Here is a 21,914-nt window from a genome sequence, read left to right as displayed (position 1 = left end):
GGCTATGAACTCTGAACCCTACATGCTTTCGTCGAGGATAGTATGGAAAAGATCGCCATAAATAATAAAGCCGAATATTACAAAATCAGTAGCTTTATCTTTCTCTATTTTTTTACCTGGTCGGCAAGTATCGGTCTGCTGGCTATCTGGTTAGGACAAAAAGCCAATCTTAGCGGCACAGTGATTGGTACGGTGTTTGCCATTAATGGCATCTTTTCCGTTATTTTAAAACCGATCTACGGTTATATTCTGGATAAAATCGGCATGAGCAAATATTTGCTCTATTTTGTCGTGCTGATGTCGGCATTAATGGCGCCCTTTTTTATCTACGTTTATCAACCGTTATTAATTTCTAATACTTTGCTGGGCATTATTGTCGGGGCTATCTATTTAAGTTTTGCCTGGTATGCGGGTGTCGCCGCCTGCGAATCTTATACCGACCGCTACAGCCGCTTAAACGGCATGGAGTTTGGCCAAATCAGGATGTGGGGCTCGCTCGGTTGGGCGGTGGCGTCCTCGTTCTCCGGCCTGCTGTTTAACCTCTCTCCGGCGTATAACTTCATCATGGGATCGGTCGCGTCGCTTATTATGCTGGCGGTGTTGCTGAGCCTGAAAGTCAACGTTAACGCCGCCAACGCCAGCGAGGTGCTGACCAAGGAGAAAATCGCCCCGGCAGATGTCTACGCCCTGCTGCGTAACCGCAAATTCTGGGCTTTCTGTCTCTATGTTGCCGGTGTAGCGTGGATGATGTTTATCGCCGAGCAGCAGTTCTCCCGCTATTTCGTCACCTTCTTTGACGACGTTCATCAGGGCAACGCCGTGTTTGGTTACCTGGGCACGGTACAGTCCGGCATGGAATTCGTCATGTATATGGTGATCCCGCTGTTTGTGAATTTCATCGGCGCGAAACGCGGGTTATTGATTGTCGGGCTGGTGGTGGGCGCGCGGTTGATTATTTCCGGGCTGTGCGAATCGCATCTGCTTATTTCAGTATTAAAACCGTTATACGGTCTTGAGATTTGTCTGCTGCTGGTATCGGTATTTAAATATATTGCTGAGCATTTCGATAAACGCGTTAATGCCACCATGTATTTATTAGGCTACCAGGCCATGTTATATGTCGGTAACGTTGTGGTCTCTTCCCCGGCCGGTATTTTGTATGACCGTATTGGTTTTGAAAATACCTATATTATTATGGGCTGCGTGGCGCTGACCTTCACATTAATTTCCCTATTTACGTTATCGGCCTGCCAGAGTAAATGGCGTCAGCATAGCACCCTGGATATTGCGGGAAATAACTAACGCGTTAACGGCTATTTTAAATTATGCACCAACAAGGAACCGAAATATGTTAAGTAAAATCGTTGAGGAAACGTTACGCGATTATCCCGGCGCGCCTGTGGATGCGCAGGTATTTAAAGATGAAATTGCTTCTGCGCGTAGCCATACCCTTGAACTGATTCGCCGTCATTTAACGGAATTCGGAGAATATTTTCCCGCCGAAACCTGCGTGCAGGGTTATTACCCGTTAACCGACAATGTTGAGTGGACCACCAGTTTCTGGACCGGGCAGCTTTGGCTGGCGTGGGAAATGAGTGGTGATGAGCCGTTCCGCGCGCTGGCAGAGCGCCATGTGCGCTCGTTCGGCCTGCGCATTGCCGGGCGCAGCGACACTAACACTCACGATCTCGGCTTCTTATATACGCTTTCGTGCGTGGCAAGCTGGCGGCTGACTGGCAATCGCGATGCGCGCGCTTTCGCCCTGCTGGCGGCAGAAGCGCTGCTGGAGCGCTTTCACCACAAAGCGCAGATTATCCAGGCGTGGGGCGATCTGCGCGATCCCGAACAGGCCGGTCGGATGATCATCGACTGCAATATGAACCTGCCGCTGCTCTACTGGGCAACCGAACAGACCGGCGACCGGCGCTTTGCTGATGCGGCACAAGCCCATGTGCGGCAGGCGGCGAAATACCTGATTCGCGAAGATGCCTCCACGTTTCACACCTACTATATGGATATCGACACCGGTGCGCCGCGTTATGGCAATACGCAGCAGGGCTATGCGGATGATTCCTGCTGGTCGCGCGGGCAGGCGTGGGGGATTTACGGTTTTCTGCTGAGCTTTATCTACACCGGCGATCGGGAGATGGTGGCGCTGTCGAAACGGCTGGCGAACTACTTTCTCAACCGCTTGCCGGAAGATGCGGTGTGCCACTGGGATCTGGCGCTGGTGGGAACCGATGCGCTGCGCGATTCGTCATCGGCGGCGATTGCGGTATGCGGCCTGCTGGAGCTGGTTAAGCATCTGCCCGTGACCGATCCGGACAGAGAACGCTACCAGCAATGGGCAATGCGCATTATGTCGTCGCTTAATAAACACTATCTGGCGGGTAAAAACGAAGCGACCAACGGATTGCTGAAACATTCCGTGTATCACCTGGCGAGCAATAAGGGCGTTGATGAGTGTTGTAGCTGGGGGGATTACTTCTATGTGGAAGCGCTGATGCGCTTTTCGCAGAGCTGGAAACTCTACTGGTGAAAAGCAGTGTCCCTCTCTTTAAACGGAGAGGGACAAACGCTTAGAGACCCGCTTCCAGGATGCGGATATGCGTCTCAAGCACGTCGCCTTTTACTGCTTCACTCCAGGCTTTCATATGCGGTGTTTGCAGGTGCGCTTCAAGATGCGCCACGCTTTCCCACTGTTCCACCATCATGATCGAGTCCGGTGCAGTCGCCTGGAAACTCACATTAGCCGCGTGATCGACCAGCGGCGCGTAGCCATGGCAACCCTCTTCCTGCAATACCACAGGCACAATTTTCGCGAACTCATCGAGTACCGCCTGGCGGTGATGCTGTCCTGGACGGGTACGGATTTCTGCAATTACTGTCAACATGATTAACCTACTCCCTATAAGTCCAGCTTCACAGTTAAGCAAAAATCTCACTGAGATGCTTGCGATATTCTGCGATATAGCGCGGCACGTCCGGCATTTTAATCACGTCGTTAACGATAAAGGTCGGCAGCGCGTCCATACCAAGGAACTGGTTCGCTTTGTGGAACGGCAGGTAAACACCATCAACGCCAACCCCATGGAAGAACTGTTCTTCATCGGTAAAGGCTTCCATCGGCGCGTTCCAGGTCAGCGACAGCATATAGGTTTTGCCCTGAATCAAACCGCCAGAACCGTATTTTTTCGAGGCGTCAGAACGTGTGCGACCATCGCTGGCGTACAGTGAACCGTGGCCTTCAGTAAACACATCGTCCATATATTTTTTAACGGTCCACGGCGCGCCCATCCACCAGCCAGGCATCTGCCAGATAATGGTGTCAGCCCACAGGAAGTTATCCACTTCCGCTTTGATGTCGTAATCGCCGTCGGTACGTACGGTTTTAACATCATGCCCGGCGTCGCGCAGAAAACTTTCCGCGACCTCGGTCAGGGTGTCATTCAGCTGGCCGTTAGAGTGCGCGAATTTCTTCGCACCGTTGATAATTAAGATATTGCTCATGAGAGATCCTCGGTTAAATGCGTTTGACCGCGATTTTAACCGGACCAACGGTGCGGAAAAATTGGCAAAACGTGCAAAGACTTTTGCTTGAGCCGCAATAAACGCCGCTACCAGCTCACCTGCGCGATAAAACCGCCTTGCGGATGATTGCCAAACGCGACGCGCATGTGATGCAGGCGGGCAATACGCTGCACAATCGATAACCCCAGCCCACTGCCGGTTTGCGTTTGTCCCGGCGGGCGGTAAAAACGTTCGCCAATGCGCGCCAGCGCTTCATCGTCAATACCGGGGCCATTATCGCGAACGCTAAATTCGGTGGCGTCCAGCGTCACATCAACCACGCTGCCTGGCGGGCTGTAGCGAATGGCATTATCCAGCAGATTACGCACCAGCAAACTCAACAAAAGCGGTTGCGCCTGGCGGCTGACCGCTGGAGCATTGAGATGCAGGCGTATATCGATACCGGCTTGCTGCGCGGTAGGGTAAATCTCCATCACTGCGGATTGCAGCAGGGAAGCCAGCGAAACCTCTTCCACATCGTCAAGGTTGCTCAGGGAGTCGAGCCTGGAAAGTGTCAGTAATTGATCCACCAGACGCGTGGCGCGATCGATTCCGACGTGCAACTGGGCAAGAGCCTTTTGCTGTGCGGCGGGATCATCATCGGAAAGCTGCGCGACCTCGGTTTGCACTTTCAGCGCCGCCAGCGGGCTGCGTAACTCATGTGCGGCATCGGAAGTAAAGCGCCGTTCACGCTGCATCATATTCTGCGTACGATCAAAGAGCTGGTCCAGCGCATCCACTAACGGGCGCACTTCGTTGGGAACGCCCTCGTTACTGAGCGGATCGGCACGATCCGGCGCCCGTGAGCGCAGCGCCTGCGCCAGTTTTTTCAGCGGCCGCAATTCAAGGCTCAGCAACACGATCAATAGCACCAGCATCAGCGGCAGGGCGATGAGCCACGGCGTGAGCTGCGAGGTGATAATCTCCAGCGCCATCTCGTGGCGATAATCCCACTCCTGGCCGACCACCACACGGAATTTGCCGTTCGGCGCGGTGAGCCACAGAAAACGCCATTGATCGTCGTCATCACGTAGCTGCCCGTTAGCAAATCCTTCCCGCCGGTAGTTGTAAGGGATCTCTTTCCCGTTTTCGCCATCGTGCAGCAGCATGTTGCCGTCGGTTGAGTAGATAGCGAAAGCCAGCGCATCATCATCCAGATGCCCGTGTTTGATCTGCTTTTTAGTGAGCGCCGGCGCGGTGTTTTTTAGCGGCTCAAACTCCATCACGCTGAGTCGTTTGGCGAACAGCGTTTGCTGGGTATCAAAAAGTTTGTCGAGTTTATCGCGGGTTTGCTGCCAGGCAACGAGACTGGCGCTGAGCCAGGCGACCATCGACAGCAGCAAAAACAGCAGTGTCAGGCGCAGGCGTAAACTCAGCGGGCGGGTCAGTTTCATGCGTCTCCCAGCGTATAACCGATGCCATGAACGGTGCGGATAAACGTTGTACCGAGCTTGCGGCGTAAATGGTGTACATGCACTTCCACCGCGTTGCTGGTGACGTCGTCATCCCAGGTATAGAGCTTCTCTTCGATTAATTTACGCGGCAGAACACGCCCGGCATTGCGCAGCAGCAGTTCCAGCAGGGCGAACTCCTTCGGTTTTAGCGCCAGCGTTTCGCCGTCAAGCGTGGCGACCAGATTGCCAGGATCGAGCGTGACATTGCCATGGCGCAGCAAGCTTTGCGTCTGCCCGTGGCGGCGGCGAATAAGCACTTCGAGCCTGGCCGCCACTTCAACCAGCGCGAACGGTTTGCACAGATAATCATCCGCGCCGAGGCGCAACCCCTCAACACGCTGGTCGATGGCATCGCGCGCGGTGAGGATCAACACTGGTTCCGCGCACTTTTGCTCGCGCCAGTCGCGCAGAATATCCAGCCCGTCGATGCCTGGCAGCGTTAAGTCGAGGATCACCGCATCATAAGGCGCGCTAAACAGCGCTTCCCTGCCTTGTTTGCCATCGGTAAACCAGTCGACGCTAAAACCTTTCTTGCCCAGCCCGGCTTTTAACCCGTCGCCGATGAGCGTGTCATCTTCCACCAGTAAAATGCGCATTTTGCCTCCTTTCACTCTGTGTTACTGGCAGTAAAACCGCTGCTGGTCGACAATGTACAGCGGAAAATAATCTTTTTTCCCGTTAAGAAGTCGTTAAGGAGTGACGGGTTAAATGGACGTTAACCATCGTAAGGGAGATAAAACATGAAAAAGATTGCTGCACTTGTCGCTGTTCTCACACTCTGTTCCGCCCCCGCTTTTGCGGCGAATCCTGGCGGCTTTACCGGGCCGGGTGCCACCTCGCAAAGCGGCGGTTTTACCGGGCCGAATGGCAGCAAAGCCACCGTTGAAAGCGCGAAATCACTGCGCGACGACGCCTGGGTGACGCTGCGCGGTAATATTGTCGAGCGCATCTCTGATGATACCTACCTGTTTAAAGATTCGACCGGCACCATCAATATCGATATCAACCACAAGCGCTGGAACGGCGTGACTGTTGGGCCACAAGATACGGTAGAGATCCAGGGCGAAGTCGATAAAGACTGGAATTCAGTCGAAATCGATGTCAAAGAGATCCGCAAAGTCACGCAGTAAGCGCCAGACGCGTGTGAAAAAATCGCTCATCGCTATGACTCCTCGCCGCAGATAAGGTAGTATCTGCGGCAATATTGCCGCCGCACAGGCGGGCGCATACGTTGAGGAATCACGATTAATGAGCGATATGGCAGAGCGCCTTGCGCTGCATGAATTTACGGAAAACGCATACCTGAACTACTCCATGTACGTCATCATGGACAGGGCGTTGCCGTTTATCGGTGATGGCCTGAAACCCGTTCAGCGTCGCATCGTTTACGCAATGTCAGAACTGGGGCTGAACGCCAGCGCGAAGTTCAAAAAATCCGCCCGTACCGTGGGCGACGTGTTGGGTAAATACCATCCGCACGGCGACAGCGCCTGCTATGAAGCGATGGTGCTGATGGCGCAGCCGTTCTCTTACCGTTACCCGCTGGTCGACGGCCAGGGTAACTGGGGGGCGCCGGACGATCCGAAGTCCTTCGCGGCGATGCGTTACACCGAATCCCGTTTATCCAAATACGCCGAGCTGCTGCTGAGCGAACTGGGGCAAGGCACCGTTGACTGGGTGCCGAACTTCGACGGTACGATGCAGGAGCCGAAAATGCTGCCTGCGCGCCTGCCGAATATCCTCCTCAACGGTACGACCGGCATTGCAGTCGGTATGGCGACGGATATTCCGCCGCATAACCTGCGCGAAGTGGCCAACGCGGCGATAACCCTGATTGAGCAGCCGAAAACCACGCTCGATGCGCTGCTGGATATCGTGCAGGGGCCGGACTACCCAACCGAAGCGGAAATCATCACTTCCCGCGCAGAAATCCGCAAAATCTACCAAAATGGTCGCGGTTCGGTGCGTATGCGCGCGGTGTGGAAAAAAGAGGATGGCGCAGTGGTTATTACCGCGCTGCCGCACCAGGTTTCCGGTGCGCGCGTGCTGGAGCAAATCGCCAGCCAGATGCGCAATAAAAAGCTGCCGATGGTCGACGATCTGCGTGACGAGTCGGATCACGAAAACCCGACGCGTCTGGTGATCGTGCCGCGCTCCAACCGCGTGGATATGGAACAGGTGATGAACCACCTGTTCGCCACCACCGATCTGGAAAAAAGCTACCGCATCAACCTGAACATGATCGGCCTGGATGGTCGCCCGGCGGTGAAAAACCTGCTGGAGATCCTCACCGAGTGGCTGGCGTTTCGCCGCGACACCGTACGTCGCCGCCTGAATCACCGGCTGGAGAAAGTGCTCAAACGCCTGCATATCCTCGAAGGTTTGCTGGTGGCGTTTCTCAATATTGATGAAGTCATCGAGATCATCCGTACGGAAGATGAGCCGAAACCGGCGCTGATGTCGCGCTTTGGCATCAGCGAAACGCAGGCGGAAGCGATCCTTGAGTTAAAACTGCGCCATCTCGCCAGACTGGAAGAGATGAAGATCCGCGGTGAGCAGGACGATCTTGCAAAAGAGCGCGATCAATTGCAGGCGATTCTGGCCTCCGAGCGCAAGATGAACAACCTGCTGAAAAAAGAGCTGCAAGCCGATGCCGACGCATTTGGCGACGATCGCCGTTCACCGCTGCACGAGCGCGAAGAAGCGAAAGCGATGAACGAGCACGATATGCAGCCGTCTGAGCCGGTGACCATTGTGCTGTCACAAATGGGCTGGGTGCGGAGCGCCAAAGGCCATGATATCGACGCGCAAGGGCTGAGCTACAAAGCGGGCGATAGCTGGAAGTCTTCCGTGAAAGGCAAGAGCAACCAACCGGTGGTGTTTATTGATAGCACCGGGCGCAGCTACGCTATCGATCCGATTACGCTGCCTTCCGCACGCGGTCAGGGCGAGCCGTTAACCGGTAAGCTGACACTGCCGCCGGGGGCGACCGTTGAGCATATGATGATGAGCAACGAGGATCAAAAACTGCTGATGGCGTCCGATGCGGGTTATGGCTTCGTTTGTACCTTCAATGATTTAGTGGCGCGTAACCGTGCCGGTAAAACTCTGATCAGCCTGCCGGAAAACGCCAAAGTAATGCCGCCGCTGGAGATCGAGAACGACAGCGATATGCTGCTGGCGATCACCGCCGCAGGCCGCATGCTGATGTTCCCGGTCAGCGAGCTGCCGCAGTTGTCGAAAGGTAAAGGTAACAAGATTATCGGTATCCCTTCCGCTGATGCGGCGACTGGCGCAGATAATCTTGCGCATCTCTATCTGTTGCCGCCCCAGAGCACGCTGACCATCCACGTGGGTAAACGCAAAATCAAACTGCGCCCCGAAGAGCTGCAAAAAGTGCAGGGCGAGCGCGGGCGTCGCGGTACGCTGATGCGCGGCCTGCAAAAAATTGATCGCGTCGAGATTGACGCGCCTTCCCGCCAGGGCGCGGGCGACAGCGAAGAGTAATCTTCGCCGTAAGGCTCCCCACCTTCCCGGTGGGGAGATCTTTCTGAGAAAATTTCCCGTAAAAGCGTTGTTAATTCGTGCATTGCGATTAACAATACGTTTTTTTAAAGGCCGCATACCCTACTGCGGCCTTTAAAAAAATAGCCCAGGCCCGTTGCGGGTCGACGGCGACACAGCCAGCTTCAGCGTGAGGGCTCTGGCGTGCATATAATGCTCAAAGGTATGGGCTTCAGAGGTTTGTTATGCTATTCATTTTTCGCGTCATTATTGTCGTCATCTACTCCATTCTGGTGTGCGTATTCGGTTCTCTCTATTGTTTATTCAGTCCGCGTAATCCTAAACACGTTGCTACCTTCGGTCATATGTTCGGCCGCCTTGCGCCGGTCTTTGGGCTGAAAGTCGAAACCCGTCTGCCGCCAGGCGCGGAAAAGTTCGGCAACGCTATCTATATTGCTAATCATCAGAGCAACTACGATATGGTGACCGCCTCCAGCATTGTGCTGCCGCCAACGGTGACTGTCGGTAAGAAAAGCCTGCTGTGGGTGCCATTCTTCGGTCAGCTTTACTGGCTGACCGGCAACCTGCTCATCGATCGCGATAACCGCGCAAAAGCGCACGGCACCATTGCCGAAGTGGTGAAACAGATCCAGAAACGCAATATTTCCATCTGGATGTTTCCGGAAGGCACCCGCAGCCGCGGTCGCGGTTTGCTGCCGTTTAAAACCGGCGCGTTTCATGCGGCGATTGCCGCCGGTGTTCCGATCATCCCGGTGTGTGTTTCCAACAATGCGAACAAAGTTAACCTTAACCGGCTGCGTAACGGGCTGGTGATTGTCGAGATGCTGCCGCCGGTAGATGTTTCGCAATTTGGTAAAGATCAGGTACGCCAGCTGGCGACGCACTGTCGCGAACTGATGGCGGCAAAAATTGCAGAGCTCGATAAAGAAGTTGCAGAACGCGAAGCAACCGGCCGGGTTTAATCTGTTTTATTTCGCAACACCGGAGGAGAGTAAGCCTCCGGCGCATTGAGTTAGTTTTTCACGGAGCAAATATGTCACTCAGTCGGCGTCAGTTTCTTCAGGCATCCGGGGTTGCGCTTTGTGCAGGCGCGGTGCCGCTGAGGGCAAATGCTGCCGGGCCGCAACCGCCGCTGCCCATTCCGCCGCTGCTGGAATCCCGGCGCGGTCAGCCACTGTTTATGACCTTACAACGCGCGCACTGGTCGTTTGCCACCGGCACACGGGCGCAGGTTTCCGGCATCAACGGGCGCTATCTTGGACCGACGATCCGCGTCTGGAACGGCGACGACGTTAAGCTGATTTACAGCAACCGGCTGGCGGAAAACGTGGCCATGACCGTGAGCGGTTTGCAGGTGCCGGGGCCGCTTATCGGCGGCGCGGCGCGCATGATGACCGCCAATAACGACTGGGCGCCGGTACTGCCGATCCGCCAGAGCGCGGGAACGCTGTGGTATCACGCCAATACGCCGAACCGTACCGCACTGCAGGTGTATAACGGCCTGGCGGGAATGTGGCTGGTCGAAGATGATCTCAGCAAATCACTGCCGATCCCTAAGCACTACGGCGTGGATGATTTCCCGGTCATTATTCAGGACAAACGGCTGGATAATTTCGGCACGCCGGAATACAGCGAACCGGGTAGCGGTGGGTTTGTCGGTGATACGCTGATGGTCAATGGCGCGCAAAGCCCGTATGTCGAAGTTTCTCGCGGCTGGGTGCGTCTGCGCCTGTTGAATGCTTCAAACTCTCGCCGTTATCAACTGCAAATGAGTGATGGCCGGGCGTTGCATGTGATTGCTGGCGATCAGGGTTTTTTGCCTGCGCCAGTCTCGGTTAAGCAACTTTCACTGGCACCGGGCGAGCGGCGCGAAGTACTGGTGGATATGACCAACGGCGATGAAGTGTCGATCACCTGCGGTGAAGCGGCGAGCATTATGGATCGCCTGCGCGGTTTCTTTGAGCCGTCGAGCATTTTGATCTCCACGCTGGTGTTGACGCTGCGACCTACCGGCCTGCTGCCGCTGGTTACCGACACGCTGCCGATGCGCCTGTTGCCGTCCGATATTCAGGCCGGTACGCCAACCCGCAACCGCGACATTACCCTGGATAGCGATCCGGGCATTAACGGCCAGCTGTGGGACACGCAGCGTATCGATATTACCGCCCAGCAGGGCACCTGGGAGCGCTGGACGGTGCGTGCGGAGATGCCGCAGTCGTTCCATATTGAAGGCGTCATGTTCCTGGTTCGCAACGTGAATGGCGCGATGCCTTTCCCGGAAGATCGGGGCTGGAAAGATACGGTCTGGATTGATGGGCAGGTGGAGTTGCTGGTGTGGTTTGGTCAGCCTTCGTGGCCGCATTTCCCGTTCCAGTATCACAGCCAGACGCTGGAAATGGCCGATCGCGGTTCGATGGGGCAACTGCTGGTAAACCCCGCGCCATAACTGACCTGGCCTGGTGGCTACGCGCTTATCAGGCCTTGACAAAATCCTCCTTCATTTCGTGCAAGATTACGGCGTATAATCGCCGCCCTTTGATGATTTTTTTACCACTTTTGGAAGCAAGATGAGCGCAATATCCCTGATCCAACCGGATCGTGACCTTTTCTCATGGCCCCAGTACTGGGCGGCCTGCTTCGGCCCCGCGCCGTTTTTGCCGATGTCGCGCGAAGAGATGGATCAACTTGGCTGGGATAGCTGCGACATCATTCTGGTGACGGGTGATGCTTACGTCGACCACCCGAGTTTCGGTATGGCGATTTGCGGCCGTATGCTGGAAGCACAGGGCTTTCGCGTTGGCATCATCGCCCAGCCGGACTGGAGCAGCAAAGACGACTTTATGCGCCTCGGTAAACCGAACCTGTTTTTCGGCGTGACCGCCGGCAACATGGACTCGATGATCAACCGCTACACCGCCGATCGTAAGCTGCGCCATGACGATGCCTACACGCCGGATAACGTTGCCGGTAAACGCCCGGATCGCGCGACGCTGGTTTATACCCAACGCTGTAAAGAAGCGTGGAAAGATGTGCCGGTGATCCTCGGCGGCATCGAAGCCAGCTTGCGCCGCACAGCGCATTACGATTACTGGTCTGACACCGTGCGCCGATCGGTGCTGATCGATGCCAAAGCCGACATGCTGATGTTCGGTAACGGTGAGCGCCCGCTGGTGGAAGTGGCGCACCGCCTCGCTGCCGGTGAACCGATCGGTGAAATCCGCGATGTGCGTAACACCGCGATCATCGTCAAAGAAGCGTTGCCTGGCTGGAGCGGCGTGGATTCCACGCGGCTAGATACGCCGGGCAAAATCGATCCGATTCCGCATCCGTACGGCGACGATCTGCCGTGCGCCGATAACAAACCGGTTGAGCCAAAAGCGCAGGAAGCAAAACGCGTTACCGTTCAGCCACCGCGCCCGAAACCGTGGGAGAAAACCTACGTGCTGCTGCCTTCCTTTGAGAAGGTGAAAGCCGATAAAGTGCTCTACGCGCATGCGTCGCGCATTCTGCACCACGAAACGAACCCCGGTTGCGCCCGTGCGCTGCTGCAAAAGCATGGTGACCGTTATATCTGGATCAACCCACCGGCGATCCCGCTGTCGACTGAAGAGATGGACAGCGTTTTTGCACTGCCGTACAAGCGCGTGCCGCACCCGGCATACGGTAACAGCCGAATTCCGGCTTACGAGATGATCCGCTTCTCGATTAACATCATGCGCGGCTGCTTTGGCGGCTGCTCTTTCTGCTCGATCACCGAGCATGAAGGGCGCATTATCCAGAGCCGTTCCGAAGACTCGATCATCAACGAGATCGAAGCGATTCGCGACACAGTGCCTGGTTTTACCGGCGTTATCTCCGATCTTGGCGGGCCAACCGCCAACATGTATATGCTGCGCTGTAAATCACCGCGCGCCGAGCAGACCTGCCGTCGTCTCTCCTGTGTTTACCCGGATATCTGTCCGCACATGGACACCAACCACCAGCCGACGATCGATCTCTATCGCCGCGCGCGCGATCTGAAAGGCATCAAGAAGATCCTGATCGCTTCCGGCGTGCGTTACGATCTGGCGGTGGAAGATCCGCGTTATGTGAAAGAGCTGGCGACGCACCACGTCGGTGGTTATCTGAAGATTGCCCCGGAGCACACCGAAGAGGGGCCGCTGTCGAAGATGATGAAACCGGGGATGGGCAGTTACGATCGCTTCAAGCAACTGTTCGACACCTACTCGAAAGAGGCGGGTAAAGAGCAGTATCTGATCCCGTACTTTATCTCTGCGCATCCCGGCACGCGTGATGAAGATATGGTGAACCTGGCGCTGTGGCTGAAGCGCCACCGCTTCCGCTTAGACCAGGTGCAGAACTTCTATCCGTCGCCGCTGGCGAACTCGACGACCATGTATTACACCGGGAAAAACCCGCTGTCGAAGATCGATTACAAGAGCGAAGAGGTGGTGGTGCCGAAAGGGGATAAACAGCGCCGCCTGCATAAAGCGCTGCTGCGTTATCACGATCCAGCCAACTGGCCGCTGCTGCGCCAGGCGCTGGAAGCGATGGGTAAAAAGCACCTGATTGGTTCACGCCGTGAATGCCTGGTACCTGCGCCTACGCTTGACGAAATGCGCGAAGCGCGCCGCCAGAACCGCCAGTCACGTCCGGCATTAACCAAACACACGCCGATTGTGCATCAGCGCAGCAACGGTAAAAATGCTGCCGCTGCGCCCGCGAAGAAGAAAGCCTCACGCGTGCGCTAAACACATGAAAATCCCGGCGAGATGCCGGGATTTTTGTTTTCTATAGGCAAAAAAGCGACAACGACAGTGTTGTGGCTTGCTGGAAAAACTTAACCCCCAAACTGATCCGGGTCTGGCCCCAGTCGTTTACCGGCATCCAGTTTGGCGATCTCCGCCAGCTCGTCTTTATCAAGGCGGAAATCCCAGACGTTAAAGTTCTCGGCGATACGCGCCGGCGTCACCGATTTCGGGATCACCACCAGACCGCTATCAAGATGCCAGCGGATCACCACCTGAGCAGGTGTTTTGCCGTATTTATCCGCCAGATCGCGAATAATTTTCTGATCAAATACCCCTTCGCCGCCTTGTGCCAGCGGGCTCCAGGACTCGGTCTGGATTTTATGCGTCGCATTCCAGGCATGCAGTTGCCGCTGCTGCATTAACGGGTGCAGTTCGATCTGGTTGATAACCGGGATCACGTTGGTTTCATCAATGATCTTTTGCAGGTGGTGGATCTCGAAATTACACACGCCGATACTTTTTACCAGCCCCTGTTTTTGCAGCTCTATCATCCCTTGCCAGGCTTCAACGTAATGATCGATAGCCGGAACCGGCCAGTGCATCAGATAGAGATCGACGTAATCCAGTTGTAACTTTTTCAGGCTGGTTTTCAGCGCCTCGGCGGGATGTTTATGATCGTCATTCCACAGCTTGGTGGTAATAAACAACTCTTCACGCGGCACGCCTGCGCTGGCTAAGGCTTTGCCAACGCCCTCTTCGTTCTGATAGGCGGCGGCGGTATCAATGGAGCGATATCCCACCTCCAGCGCCTTTTGGATGGCGGTTACCACTTCCTCGTTGCTCGCTTTCCACACGCCAAGACCCAGTTGCGGCATCAGGTTGCCGTCAGAAAGCTTAATCACGGTTGGATGTGTCATGCATTTCTCCTTTGAATAAGCTTACCGGGACGAGCCCGGTAAGGTGATGTGCATTAAGTGTGGTCGAAAAAACCAAAAACGGAAGGCGGGGCAATACGACCTTAGCGTGCCGCTTCGTAAATACGACGGCTCACATCCAGCGTGATATCCTGGCGTTCGCCCAGTTTCGTCATGCCGTGCTCTTCCAGTTTCGCCAGCAGTGCCGGAATGGAACTGCCATCCAGGCCGTAACCGGAAAGACGGGTCGGAACACCCATGCGTTCGAAGAAGTTGCGTGTGGCTTCGATAGCCGCATCAATGCGCTCACTTTCAGAACCTTCAGTAATGTTCCAGACGCGCTCGGCGTATTGCAGCAGTTTTTCGCGTTTAGTGTCGCGTTTCTCATTCCACAGCGCAGGCAGAACCACCGCCAGCGTCTGTGCGTGATCAAGACCATGCATCGCTGTCAGTTCATGGCCCAGCATATGCGTGGCCCAATCCTGCGGCACACCTGCACCAATCAGGCCGTTCAGCGCTTGTGTCGCCGCCCACATCACGTTGGCGCGTACATCGTAGTTTTCCGGCTCCTGCAACGCTTTCGGGCCTTCTTCAATCAGCGTCAGCAGAATGCCTTCGGCAAAGCGATCCTGAATTTTGCCATTGACCGGATAAGTGACGTACTGCTCAACGGTATGAACAAAGGCATCGACCACGCCGTTCGCCACCTGGCGCGGCGGCAGGGTGTAGGTATAGACCGGATCCAGCACCGCAAAGACCGGCTGAACGAACGGGGAGTGGAACGCCTGCTTGTCGCCGGTCGCTTTACGTGACACCACTGCGCCCGCGTTGGACTCGGAACCGGTCGCCGGTAGTGTCAGCACGGAACCCATCGGGATCGCGCTTTTAATTTCGCCGCCGCGCGTTTGCAGAATGTGCCACGGATCAACGCCCTCGGCATAGTGCGCCGCAGCGGCGATAAATTTGGTGCCGTCCAGCACGGAACCGCCGCCGACCGCCAGCAGGAAGGTGATGTTTTCATCTTTTACAACCTGTACCGCTTTCATCAGCGTTTCGTAGGTTGGGTTCGGTTCGATGCCGCTGAATTCACGCACATCCAGACCTTGCAGCGCGCTGTAAACCTGGTCGAGCACGCCGTTTTTCTTCACGCTGCCGCCGCCGTAGGTGATCAAGACACGAGCGCCAGCCGGGATTTGCTCGCGCAGATTGGCGATGGCACCTTTGCCGAACAGAATGCGGGTCGGGGTATGCAGATTAAAATTGTTCATTGCTCGTTCCCTTCTTAGTGAGGTGAAAAAAAGAGTGCGGCGGTGATTTGCCCAGTGGCGATCATTGTGGGCGCGGGCAACCGCGCTCTCAATGCACATTCCTGCCGATGTCTTGCCTGTTTCTCCATGTGACTGGAGAAAAAGCACAAAAGTTTGCACACTGTACGGGTCGAAATAGCCTGCCGGAGTGGCGAAAAATGAAGCGTGAAGAGATTTGCCTGCAGCTCACTGAAAAGATTAAGCGATTGAAAGTGAATGAAAATAGGCTCAATGCACTGCTGCCGGATATCCGCTTGCTGTACGGTACTCAGCCGGGAACCCGTACGCCAGTGATGTATCAGCCTGGCATCGTTTTTCTCTTTTCCGGTCACAAAATTGGTTATATCAATGAAAGAGTCTTTCGTTATGACACCAATGAATATTTGCTGCTGACCGTGCCGCTGCCGTTTGAGTGTGAAACCTTCGCCACGCCGGACGTGCCACTGGCGGGTATCCGTTTGAATGTCGATATCCTGCAATTGCAGGAACTGTTAATGGATATCGGCGAAGATGAGCATTTTCGCCCGGATGTGGCAGCAAGCGGCATTAATTCGGCGGTGTTGTCGGAAGAGATCCTTTGTGCCGCCGAGCGTCTGCTGGATGTGATGGAGCGCCCGCTGGATGCGCGTATCCTCGGCAAACAGATTATCCGTGAAATGCTCTACCACGTGCTGACTGGGCCGCGCGGTGGGGCGCTGCTGGCGTTAGTCAGCCGACAGACGCATTTCAGCCTGATAAGCCGCGTCCTCAAACGCATCGAAAGCCAGTACACGGAAAACCTCAGCGTTGACCAACTGGCGGCGGAAGCCAATATGAGCGTCTCGGCGTTTCACCATAACTTTAAATCGGTGACCAGCACCTCGCCGCTGCAATACCTGAAAACCTACCGCCTGCATAAAGCACGCATGTTAATGGTGCACGATGGCATGAAAGCCGGGGCGGCGGCCATGCGTGTTGGCTATGAAAGCCCGTCACAATTTAGTCGTGAGTTTAAGCGCTATTTTGGCCTGACGCCGGGAGAAGATGTAGCGAGAATTCGCATGATGCAGGGAATGTAAAACGTCCCCTCTTCATGGCGAAGAGGGGAACGCATTATGCGTTGCAGTACTTTTTCTTCAACACCACCGTGACCGCGCCAACAAGGCCGACAACCAGCAGGAACACCGGCAGCAGCATCAGGAATGTCATCACCTGATCTTCATGGCGTTTCACGAAAGGGATCATGCTGATGGCGTAGCCCAGCGAGGTCACCGCGCCGACCCACAGCAGCCCGCTCAGCCAGTTAAATATCTGGAAACGGCGGTTAGAGAGGCCGGAGATGCCCGCCATCGTCGGCAGCAGAGTGCGGATAAAGGCGAGAAAACGCCCCGCCAGCAGTGCCAGCAGACCGTGACGGTCAAACATATAGGTTGCACGCTCGTGGTATTTCACCGGTAACTGCGATAGCCAGCTTTTCACCACGCGCGTATTACCAAGCCATTTGCCCTGGATATAGCTCAGCCAGCAACCGAGACTGGCGGCGGAAGTGAGGATGGCTAACGTCGCGACGAAATCCATGCAGCCGCGCGCAATCAGCGCACCGGCCAGCAGCAGTAAACTGTCACCGGGTAAAAACGAAGCAGGAAGCAGGCCGTTTTCTAAAAAGAGGGTGGCAAACATTACTAAATAAACAACACCCACAACATGTGGATTTGCCAGCGCAGCAAAGTCGTGATGCCAGAGCGCAGCAATAATATCTTGAATAACAGCCATGGACTTTCCCGTGGAACCGCGTAGAGGAGGCTATTGTACTCCAGTTCGCCTGAAACACCTTGATCGGGGGCGCAAGAAACGAGAATTTTCTGAATACTTACGCCCGTAAGCCTGGTTTACACGATGCGCTGGAAGCCCGCCACTAAATCCTCAATCAGATCGTCAACATTCTCTAAACCAATGTGCACCCGGATTAATGTACCGGTGAAATCCACTTCGCCGTCCGGGCGAATCGCCGCCAGTTGCTCTGGCTGGTTGGCAAGGATCAACGATTCGTAACCGCCCCAGGAATACGCCATGCTGAACAGCGAAAAATGGTCGAGGTAGTTGGCTAATTCTTCATGGCTTAATCGCTTATTGAGCACAAACGAGAACAAGCCGCTGCTGCCGGTAAAATCCCGTTTCCAGAACTCGTGGCCTTTGCTGCCGGGAAGCGCCGGGTGATTCACGCGCGCAACCTGCGGATGTGCGGCCAGCCATTCGGCAATTTTCAGGCTGCTTTCGTGGTGCTGACGCAGACGAACGCCCAGCGTGCGCAGACCGCGGCTGGTCATATATGCCGTGTCGGCATCCACCATTTGCCCCATCAAATAGGCGTTTTCGCGCAGTTGTTCCCAACAACGGGCATTGGATACCGCTGTACCGATCATGCCGTCGGAGTGGCCAATCAGGTATTTGGTCGCCGCCTGAATCGAGATATCAATATCAAATTCCAGCGCCTTGAACAGAACGCCCGCCGCCCAGGTGTTATCGATCATGATAATGGCTTCTGGCGCAATGCTACGCACCGCCTGCACAATCGCCGGAACGTCATGAACTTCCATCGTGATTGAGCCGGGCGATTCCAGGAACACCACTTTGGTGTTTGGCTGAATCAGCCGCACGATGCTGGAACCGATCATCGGGTCGAACCAACTGGTGGTGACGCCCAGTTTGGCGAGAATCTTGGTGCTGAAATCCTGGCTGGGTTCATAGGCGGTGTTGGTCATCAACACATGATCGCCTTGTTCAACAAACGCCAGAATGGTGTTGGCCACCGCCGCAGCGCCACAGGGAAAAAGCGCGCAACCCGCGCCGCCTTCCAGTTCGCACATCGCCTCTTGCAGCGAAAAGTGCGTAAGTGTGCCGCGACGCCCGTAAAACAGCTCGCCGTTGGCGCGGTTACGCGTTGCATGTTTTTTGGCTTCAACGGTGTCGAAGACCAGTGAAGAGGCGCGCTGGATAACGCTATTCACCGACCCTTGCGTGTATTTTTTGCTGCGCCCTGCGTTAACCAGAGCGGTATCAAGATGCTTTGCTGTCATTGTCGCTCAACCTGTTTTTATACGTCTGGATGTCCAGACTACCATGATTGTCGACGGATGCCTCGCAGTGTTATGCCAGTGAGCGAATTTTTTCCAGAAAATGTTCAATGGAGTTTGTTTACTGCGTAAGCGCAAAGAAAATGGCTTTTAATTCAGGCACTATGCAAATACTAATGAGAACTACTATCAATTCGACGACTTTTTGATATCATGACGCACAGATTTTGTGATTTGCGTCTCGGAGATACACTGTGGGTAATAATTTGATGCAGACGGATCTATCCGTGTGGGGCATGTACCAGCATGCCGACATCGTTGTGAAGGTGGTGATGATCGGCCTGATTCTGGCGTCTGTCGTCACGTGGGCGCTTTTTTTCAGCAAAAGCGTTGAAATGATTTCACACAAACGTCGCCTCAAGCGTGAGCAGCAGCAACTGGCTGAAGCCCGCTCTTTGGATCAGGCGAGTGAAATTGCATCCGCTTTCCACGCGCGTAGCCTGAGCACAATGTTGATCAACGAAGCCCAGAACGAACTGGAGTTATCCGCAGGCAGCGAAGATAACGAAGGCATTAAAGAGCGCACCGGTTTTCGTCTGGAACGCCGCGTTGCCGCCACCGGTCGCCATATGGGGCGCGGGAACGGCTATCTGGCAACGATTGGCGCGATCTCGCCGTTTATTGGCCTGTTTGGTACCGTCTGGGGCATCATGAACAGCTTCATCGGTATTGCGCAGACGCAAACAACCAACCTCGCTGTTGTCGCGCCGGGCATCGCAGAAGCGCTGCTGGCCACGGCGATCGGTCTGGTTGCTGCTATCCCGGCGGTGGTGATTTACAACATCTTCGCCCGTATGATCGCCAGCTACAAAGCAACGCTTGGCGATGTTGCCGCGCAGGTTCTGCTGCTGCAAAGCCGCGATCTGGATCTGGCCGCCAGCAACGCTCAGCCGGTTCGCACCGCGCAAAAATTACGAGTAGGTTGATTCGCCATGGCAATGCGTCTTAATGAAAACCTGGACGATAACGGCGAAATGCACGAAATCAACGTCACGCCGTTTATCGACGTGATGTTAGTGCTGCTGATTATCTTTATGGTGGCCGCGCCGCTTGCCACGGTCGATGTGAAAGTTAACCTGCCGGCATCGACCAGTCAGCCGCAACCGCGCCCGGAAAAACCGGTTTATCTGTCGGTAAAAGCAGATAACACCATGTTTATTGGTAACGATCAGGTTACCGATGAAACGATGGTTAACGCGCTAAATACGCTAACCGAAGGGAAAAAAGACACCACCATTTTCTTTCGCGCGGATAAAACCGTGGATTACGAAACGATGATGAAGGTGATGGATACGCTGCATCAGGCGGGATATCTGAAGATCGGTCTGGTGGGCGAAGAAGTCGCGAAAGCGAAGTAATACTGACTCAATAAAAAAGCTGGCGAATGCCAGCTTTTTTTATGCCTGTTATCCGAGGTGTTCGCCGCCCGTCACGCCATGTACTTCGGCCGTGACGTAGCTTGATTCCTGGCTCGCCAGATAGACATAAATAGGCGCCAGTTCCGCAGGCTGCCCGGCACGTTTCATTGGCGTTTGCTGGCCAAACTGCGGCAGTTTCTCCTGCGGCTGACCGCCGGCAATTTGCAGCGCCGTCCAGATTGGTCCTGGTGCGACGATATTAACGCGGATGCCTTTTTCCGCGACCTGCTTCGCCAGTCCGCGGCTGTAATTGAGAATTGCCGCCTTGGTTGAAGCGTAGTCCAGCAGATGCGTGCTGGGTTGATACGCCTGAATAGACGAGGTGGTGATGATGCTCCCGCCCGGTGGCAGCAGCGGTACGGCTTCCTGGGTGATCCAGAACAGCGCAAACACGTTAACGGTGTAGGTTTGGGTAAATTGCTCCGTTGTCAGGTTGGCAATCTCTTCCACGGCAGTTTGTTTGCCTGCTACCAGCGCCAGAATATCCAGCCCGCCAAGCTGCTCTTTTGCCTTATGCGGCAGCGAACGGGCAAAAGATTCATCGGTCAGGTCACCGGGAATTAACACCGCTTTGCGCCCGGCGGCTTCGATTTGCGCCTTCACCTGCTGTGCGTCTTCCTCTTCCGCAGGCAAATAGTTGATGGCGACATCTGCGCCTTCGCGCGCATAGGCAATAGCCGCCGCGCGGCCAATACCGGAATCGCCGCCGGTCACCAGCGCTTTGCGATCTTTTAGCCGCCCGCTACCGACGTAACTGTTCTCGCCGCAGTCGGGAACGGGATCCATCTTCGACTGTACGCCTGGCGTGGGTTGCCGCTGCTTCGGGTATTCGCCAGTGTAATACTGCGTGGTGGGATCCTGCATTTTCGTCTGGTTATTCGCCATTACGTACCCTCCATATCGGTTGTTGAGTACTTAAGGGTAGAAGCCTGAGCTGAAAATGCAGACTAATTCAGGATTATCTTGAGGCGAAATGTATCAGCGTGGGAAAGGTAAAGGGCTATTTGATGTTGGCGGATTGTTTTGCCGCCGCGTCTTCTTCCAGCGCCACGGTCGTTACATTCGAGGTGCGGTATTCGCCATCGCTTAGTTTGCGGCTCAGGCGTAACGTCGCGGTTTCGCGGCTCAGAATGTATTGATAGTTCGCCTCCAGGCGCCCCATGATTTTGTCCCGCAACTCTGGTTTCTGCGCGATGATGGCCTCGATCACCGCACCATAAATCTCTTCTTTCACCTGTAAGGGATAAATTTCGCGACGATTCTGCCATTTCAGGCGCACCAGCGCCGCAGGAATAGAAACCAGTTCACGCGCGATTCGCTCAATAGCCTCGTTTTTACTTAATATCAGGGCTTCTTTATTTTGCTTTAAGATAAATTCATCGCTTTTTTTCTCTTCTAAAGCTAAATAGACGTTATTATTGTCGACCTCTTTCACGTTATTCATCCCCGAACTTATAAAATATGGGCGTATCTTTTTCTCGGGTAATGAGATTAAGCCAAATCTCATTACCGGCTTCATTTATTTGCTGAGTTTTATCCGCAATTATTTGGCTTAATGTTTGGGCATCTATCTCGCCTTCGGCTTGTAAATCATTAAGTAAACGTGCGAAGGTCTCGATTTTTACCACACGCAATAACCGCTCTTTTATATGGCGGTCGCGTTCTTCCAGCAGCATATTTCTCGACTGCCCGGTACGGTTGGCATTCGCTAATATATCGTTAGCATGTTCAGCGAGTGTTCTTTTACCCTGAGTTAAATTAGGCTCTTTTCCTTCTTCTCCAGGCTTGGTTTCAACGGCAGAAATGTGAAATCGTGCCGGGACAAGATTCTCGGGAAGCATTTCCAATGTCCTTTAATATCA

Annotated in this window: 20 protein-coding genes and 1 pseudogene; 10 read left to right on the top strand and 11 right to left on the bottom strand. The window is 54.7% G+C overall.

What is annotated here, in order from left to right; genetic code table 11:
* Positions 1–42: 42 nt before the first annotated feature.
* On the top strand, positions 43–1,302 hold the full coding sequence (locus tag IP581_RS19690) for an oligosaccharide MFS transporter (protein WP_193821190.1): 1,260 nt from the start codon (positions 43–45) through the stop codon (positions 1,300–1,302).
* A 46-nt stretch (positions 1,303–1,348) separates the two neighbouring features.
* Positions 1,349–2,539, top strand: coding sequence for a glycoside hydrolase family 88 protein (locus IP581_RS19685; protein ID WP_193821189.1), 1,191 nt, complete (start codon positions 1,349–1,351; stop codon positions 2,537–2,539).
* A gap of 40 nt (positions 2,540–2,579) precedes the next feature.
* Here the strand turns inward: IP581_RS19685 and IP581_RS19680 are convergent, their stop codons facing one another.
* The 4 genes from IP581_RS19680 to qseB form a co-directional block, all read right to left on the bottom strand.
* Positions 2,580–2,894, bottom strand: a complete 315-nt coding sequence (locus IP581_RS19680; RefSeq protein WP_086873390.1) for a putative quinol monooxygenase — start codon at positions 2,892–2,894, stop codon at positions 2,580–2,582.
* 34 nt (positions 2,895–2,928) lie between these two features.
* Positions 2,929–3,510 (bottom strand): NAD(P)H-dependent oxidoreductase, encoded by a 582-nt coding sequence (locus IP581_RS19675; RefSeq protein WP_193821188.1) that lies wholly within the window; start codon positions 3,508–3,510, stop codon positions 2,929–2,931.
* 107 nt (positions 3,511–3,617) lie between these two features.
* Positions 3,618–4,964, bottom strand: a complete 1,347-nt coding sequence (gene qseC / locus IP581_RS19670) for a quorum sensing histidine kinase QseC (RefSeq protein ID WP_193821187.1) — start codon at positions 4,962–4,964, stop codon at positions 3,618–3,620.
* The gene (qseB, locus tag IP581_RS19665) at positions 4,961–5,620 is read right to left on the bottom strand and encodes a quorum sensing response regulator transcription factor QseB (protein WP_193821186.1); all 660 of its coding nucleotides are present in this window, start codon (positions 5,618–5,620) and stop codon (positions 4,961–4,963) included. Before qseB ends, qseC begins: the two co-directional genes overlap by 4 nt.
* Before the next feature lie 144 nt (positions 5,621–5,764).
* Between qseB and IP581_RS19660 the strand changes: the two genes are divergently transcribed.
* The 5 genes and pseudogenes from IP581_RS19660 to IP581_RS19640 all read left to right on the top strand — a co-directional run bounded on the left by IP581_RS19660 (position 5,765) and on the right by IP581_RS19640 (position 13,300).
* Positions 5,765–6,154, top strand: a complete 390-nt coding sequence (locus IP581_RS19660; RefSeq protein ID WP_097400792.1) for a YgiW/YdeI family stress tolerance OB fold protein — start codon at positions 5,765–5,767, stop codon at positions 6,152–6,154.
* A 118-nt stretch (positions 6,155–6,272) separates the two neighbouring features.
* Complete coding sequence (gene parC, locus IP581_RS19655; protein ID WP_097400793.1) at positions 6,273–8,531, top strand: DNA topoisomerase IV subunit A; 2,259 nt, start codon at positions 6,273–6,275, stop codon at positions 8,529–8,531.
* Positions 8,532–8,773: 242 nt separating this feature from the next.
* Positions 8,774–9,511 carry a 1-acylglycerol-3-phosphate O-acyltransferase gene (gene plsC, locus IP581_RS19650; protein ID WP_086873395.1) on the top strand — a complete coding sequence of 246 codons (738 nt, stop codon included), beginning with the start codon at positions 8,774–8,776 and terminating at the stop codon, positions 9,509–9,511.
* 71 nt (positions 9,512–9,582) lie between these two features.
* Entirely contained in the window at positions 9,583–10,995 is a 1,413-nt protein-coding gene (ftsP, locus tag IP581_RS19645; protein WP_193821185.1) for a cell division protein FtsP, read from the top strand.
* 35 nt (positions 10,996–11,030) lie between these two features.
* A pseudogene (locus IP581_RS19640) lies at positions 11,031–13,300 on the top strand (YgiQ family radical SAM protein).
* Positions 13,301–13,389: 89 nt separating this feature from the next.
* Here the strand turns inward: IP581_RS19640 and dkgA are convergent.
* Complete coding sequence (dkgA, locus tag IP581_RS19635) at positions 13,390–14,217, bottom strand: 2,5-didehydrogluconate reductase DkgA (RefSeq protein WP_193821184.1); 828 nt, start codon at positions 14,215–14,217, stop codon at positions 13,390–13,392.
* 101 nt (positions 14,218–14,318) lie between these two features.
* Positions 14,319–15,482 (bottom strand): alcohol dehydrogenase, encoded by a 1,164-nt coding sequence (gene yqhD, locus IP581_RS19630; RefSeq protein WP_193821183.1) that lies wholly within the window; start codon positions 15,480–15,482, stop codon positions 14,319–14,321.
* A gap of 197 nt (positions 15,483–15,679) precedes the next feature.
* On the opposite strand from yqhD, the gene IP581_RS19625 reads away from it, so the two are divergent.
* The gene (locus IP581_RS19625; RefSeq protein ID WP_086873400.1) at positions 15,680–16,579 is read left to right on the top strand and encodes an AraC family transcriptional regulator; all 900 of its coding nucleotides are present in this window, start codon (positions 15,680–15,682) and stop codon (positions 16,577–16,579) included.
* Between the two features lie 34 nt (positions 16,580–16,613).
* Here the strand turns inward: IP581_RS19625 and IP581_RS19620 are convergent, their stop codons facing one another.
* Positions 16,614–17,273, bottom strand: coding sequence for a DedA family protein (locus tag IP581_RS19620; protein ID WP_017457478.1), 660 nt, complete (start codon positions 17,271–17,273; stop codon positions 16,614–16,616).
* 116 nt (positions 17,274–17,389) lie between these two features.
* Positions 17,390–18,577, bottom strand: coding sequence for a cystathionine beta-lyase (metC, locus tag IP581_RS19615; protein ID WP_193821182.1), 1,188 nt, complete (start codon positions 18,575–18,577; stop codon positions 17,390–17,392).
* 251 nt (positions 18,578–18,828) lie between these two features.
* Between metC and exbB the strand changes: the two genes are divergently transcribed.
* Entirely contained in the window at positions 18,829–19,560 is a 732-nt protein-coding gene (gene exbB / locus IP581_RS19610) for a tol-pal system-associated acyl-CoA thioesterase (protein WP_086873402.1), read from the top strand.
* A 6-nt stretch (positions 19,561–19,566) separates the two neighbouring features.
* On the top strand, positions 19,567–19,992 hold the full coding sequence (gene exbD / locus IP581_RS19605) for a TonB system transport protein ExbD (RefSeq protein WP_017457481.1): 426 nt from the start codon (positions 19,567–19,569) through the stop codon (positions 19,990–19,992).
* A gap of 48 nt (positions 19,993–20,040) precedes the next feature.
* Here exbD and IP581_RS19600 read toward each other — a convergent pair whose 3' ends face one another.
* From IP581_RS19600 to IP581_RS19590, 3 genes are all read right to left on the bottom strand, one after another.
* Entirely contained in the window at positions 20,041–20,937 is an 897-nt protein-coding gene (locus IP581_RS19600) for an SDR family oxidoreductase (RefSeq protein ID WP_020455261.1), read from the bottom strand.
* A gap of 115 nt (positions 20,938–21,052) precedes the next feature.
* The gene (locus tag IP581_RS19595; RefSeq protein WP_193822726.1) at positions 21,053–21,496 is read right to left on the bottom strand and encodes a cytoplasmic protein; all 444 of its coding nucleotides are present in this window, start codon (positions 21,494–21,496) and stop codon (positions 21,053–21,055) included.
* Positions 21,489–21,893, bottom strand: a complete 405-nt coding sequence (locus IP581_RS19590) for a hypothetical protein (RefSeq protein WP_086873404.1) — start codon at positions 21,891–21,893, stop codon at positions 21,489–21,491. The genes IP581_RS19595 and IP581_RS19590 overlap by 8 nt, the downstream gene beginning before the upstream one ends.
* Between the last annotated feature and the right edge of the window lie 21 nt (positions 21,894–21,914).

The organism is Kosakonia pseudosacchari, assembly GCF_015167415.1.
In the GTDB taxonomy this organism is placed as follows: Bacteria; Pseudomonadota; Gammaproteobacteria; order Enterobacterales; family Enterobacteriaceae; genus Kosakonia; species Kosakonia pseudosacchari.
This window is presented reverse-complemented; position numbering and strand designations above follow the sequence as displayed.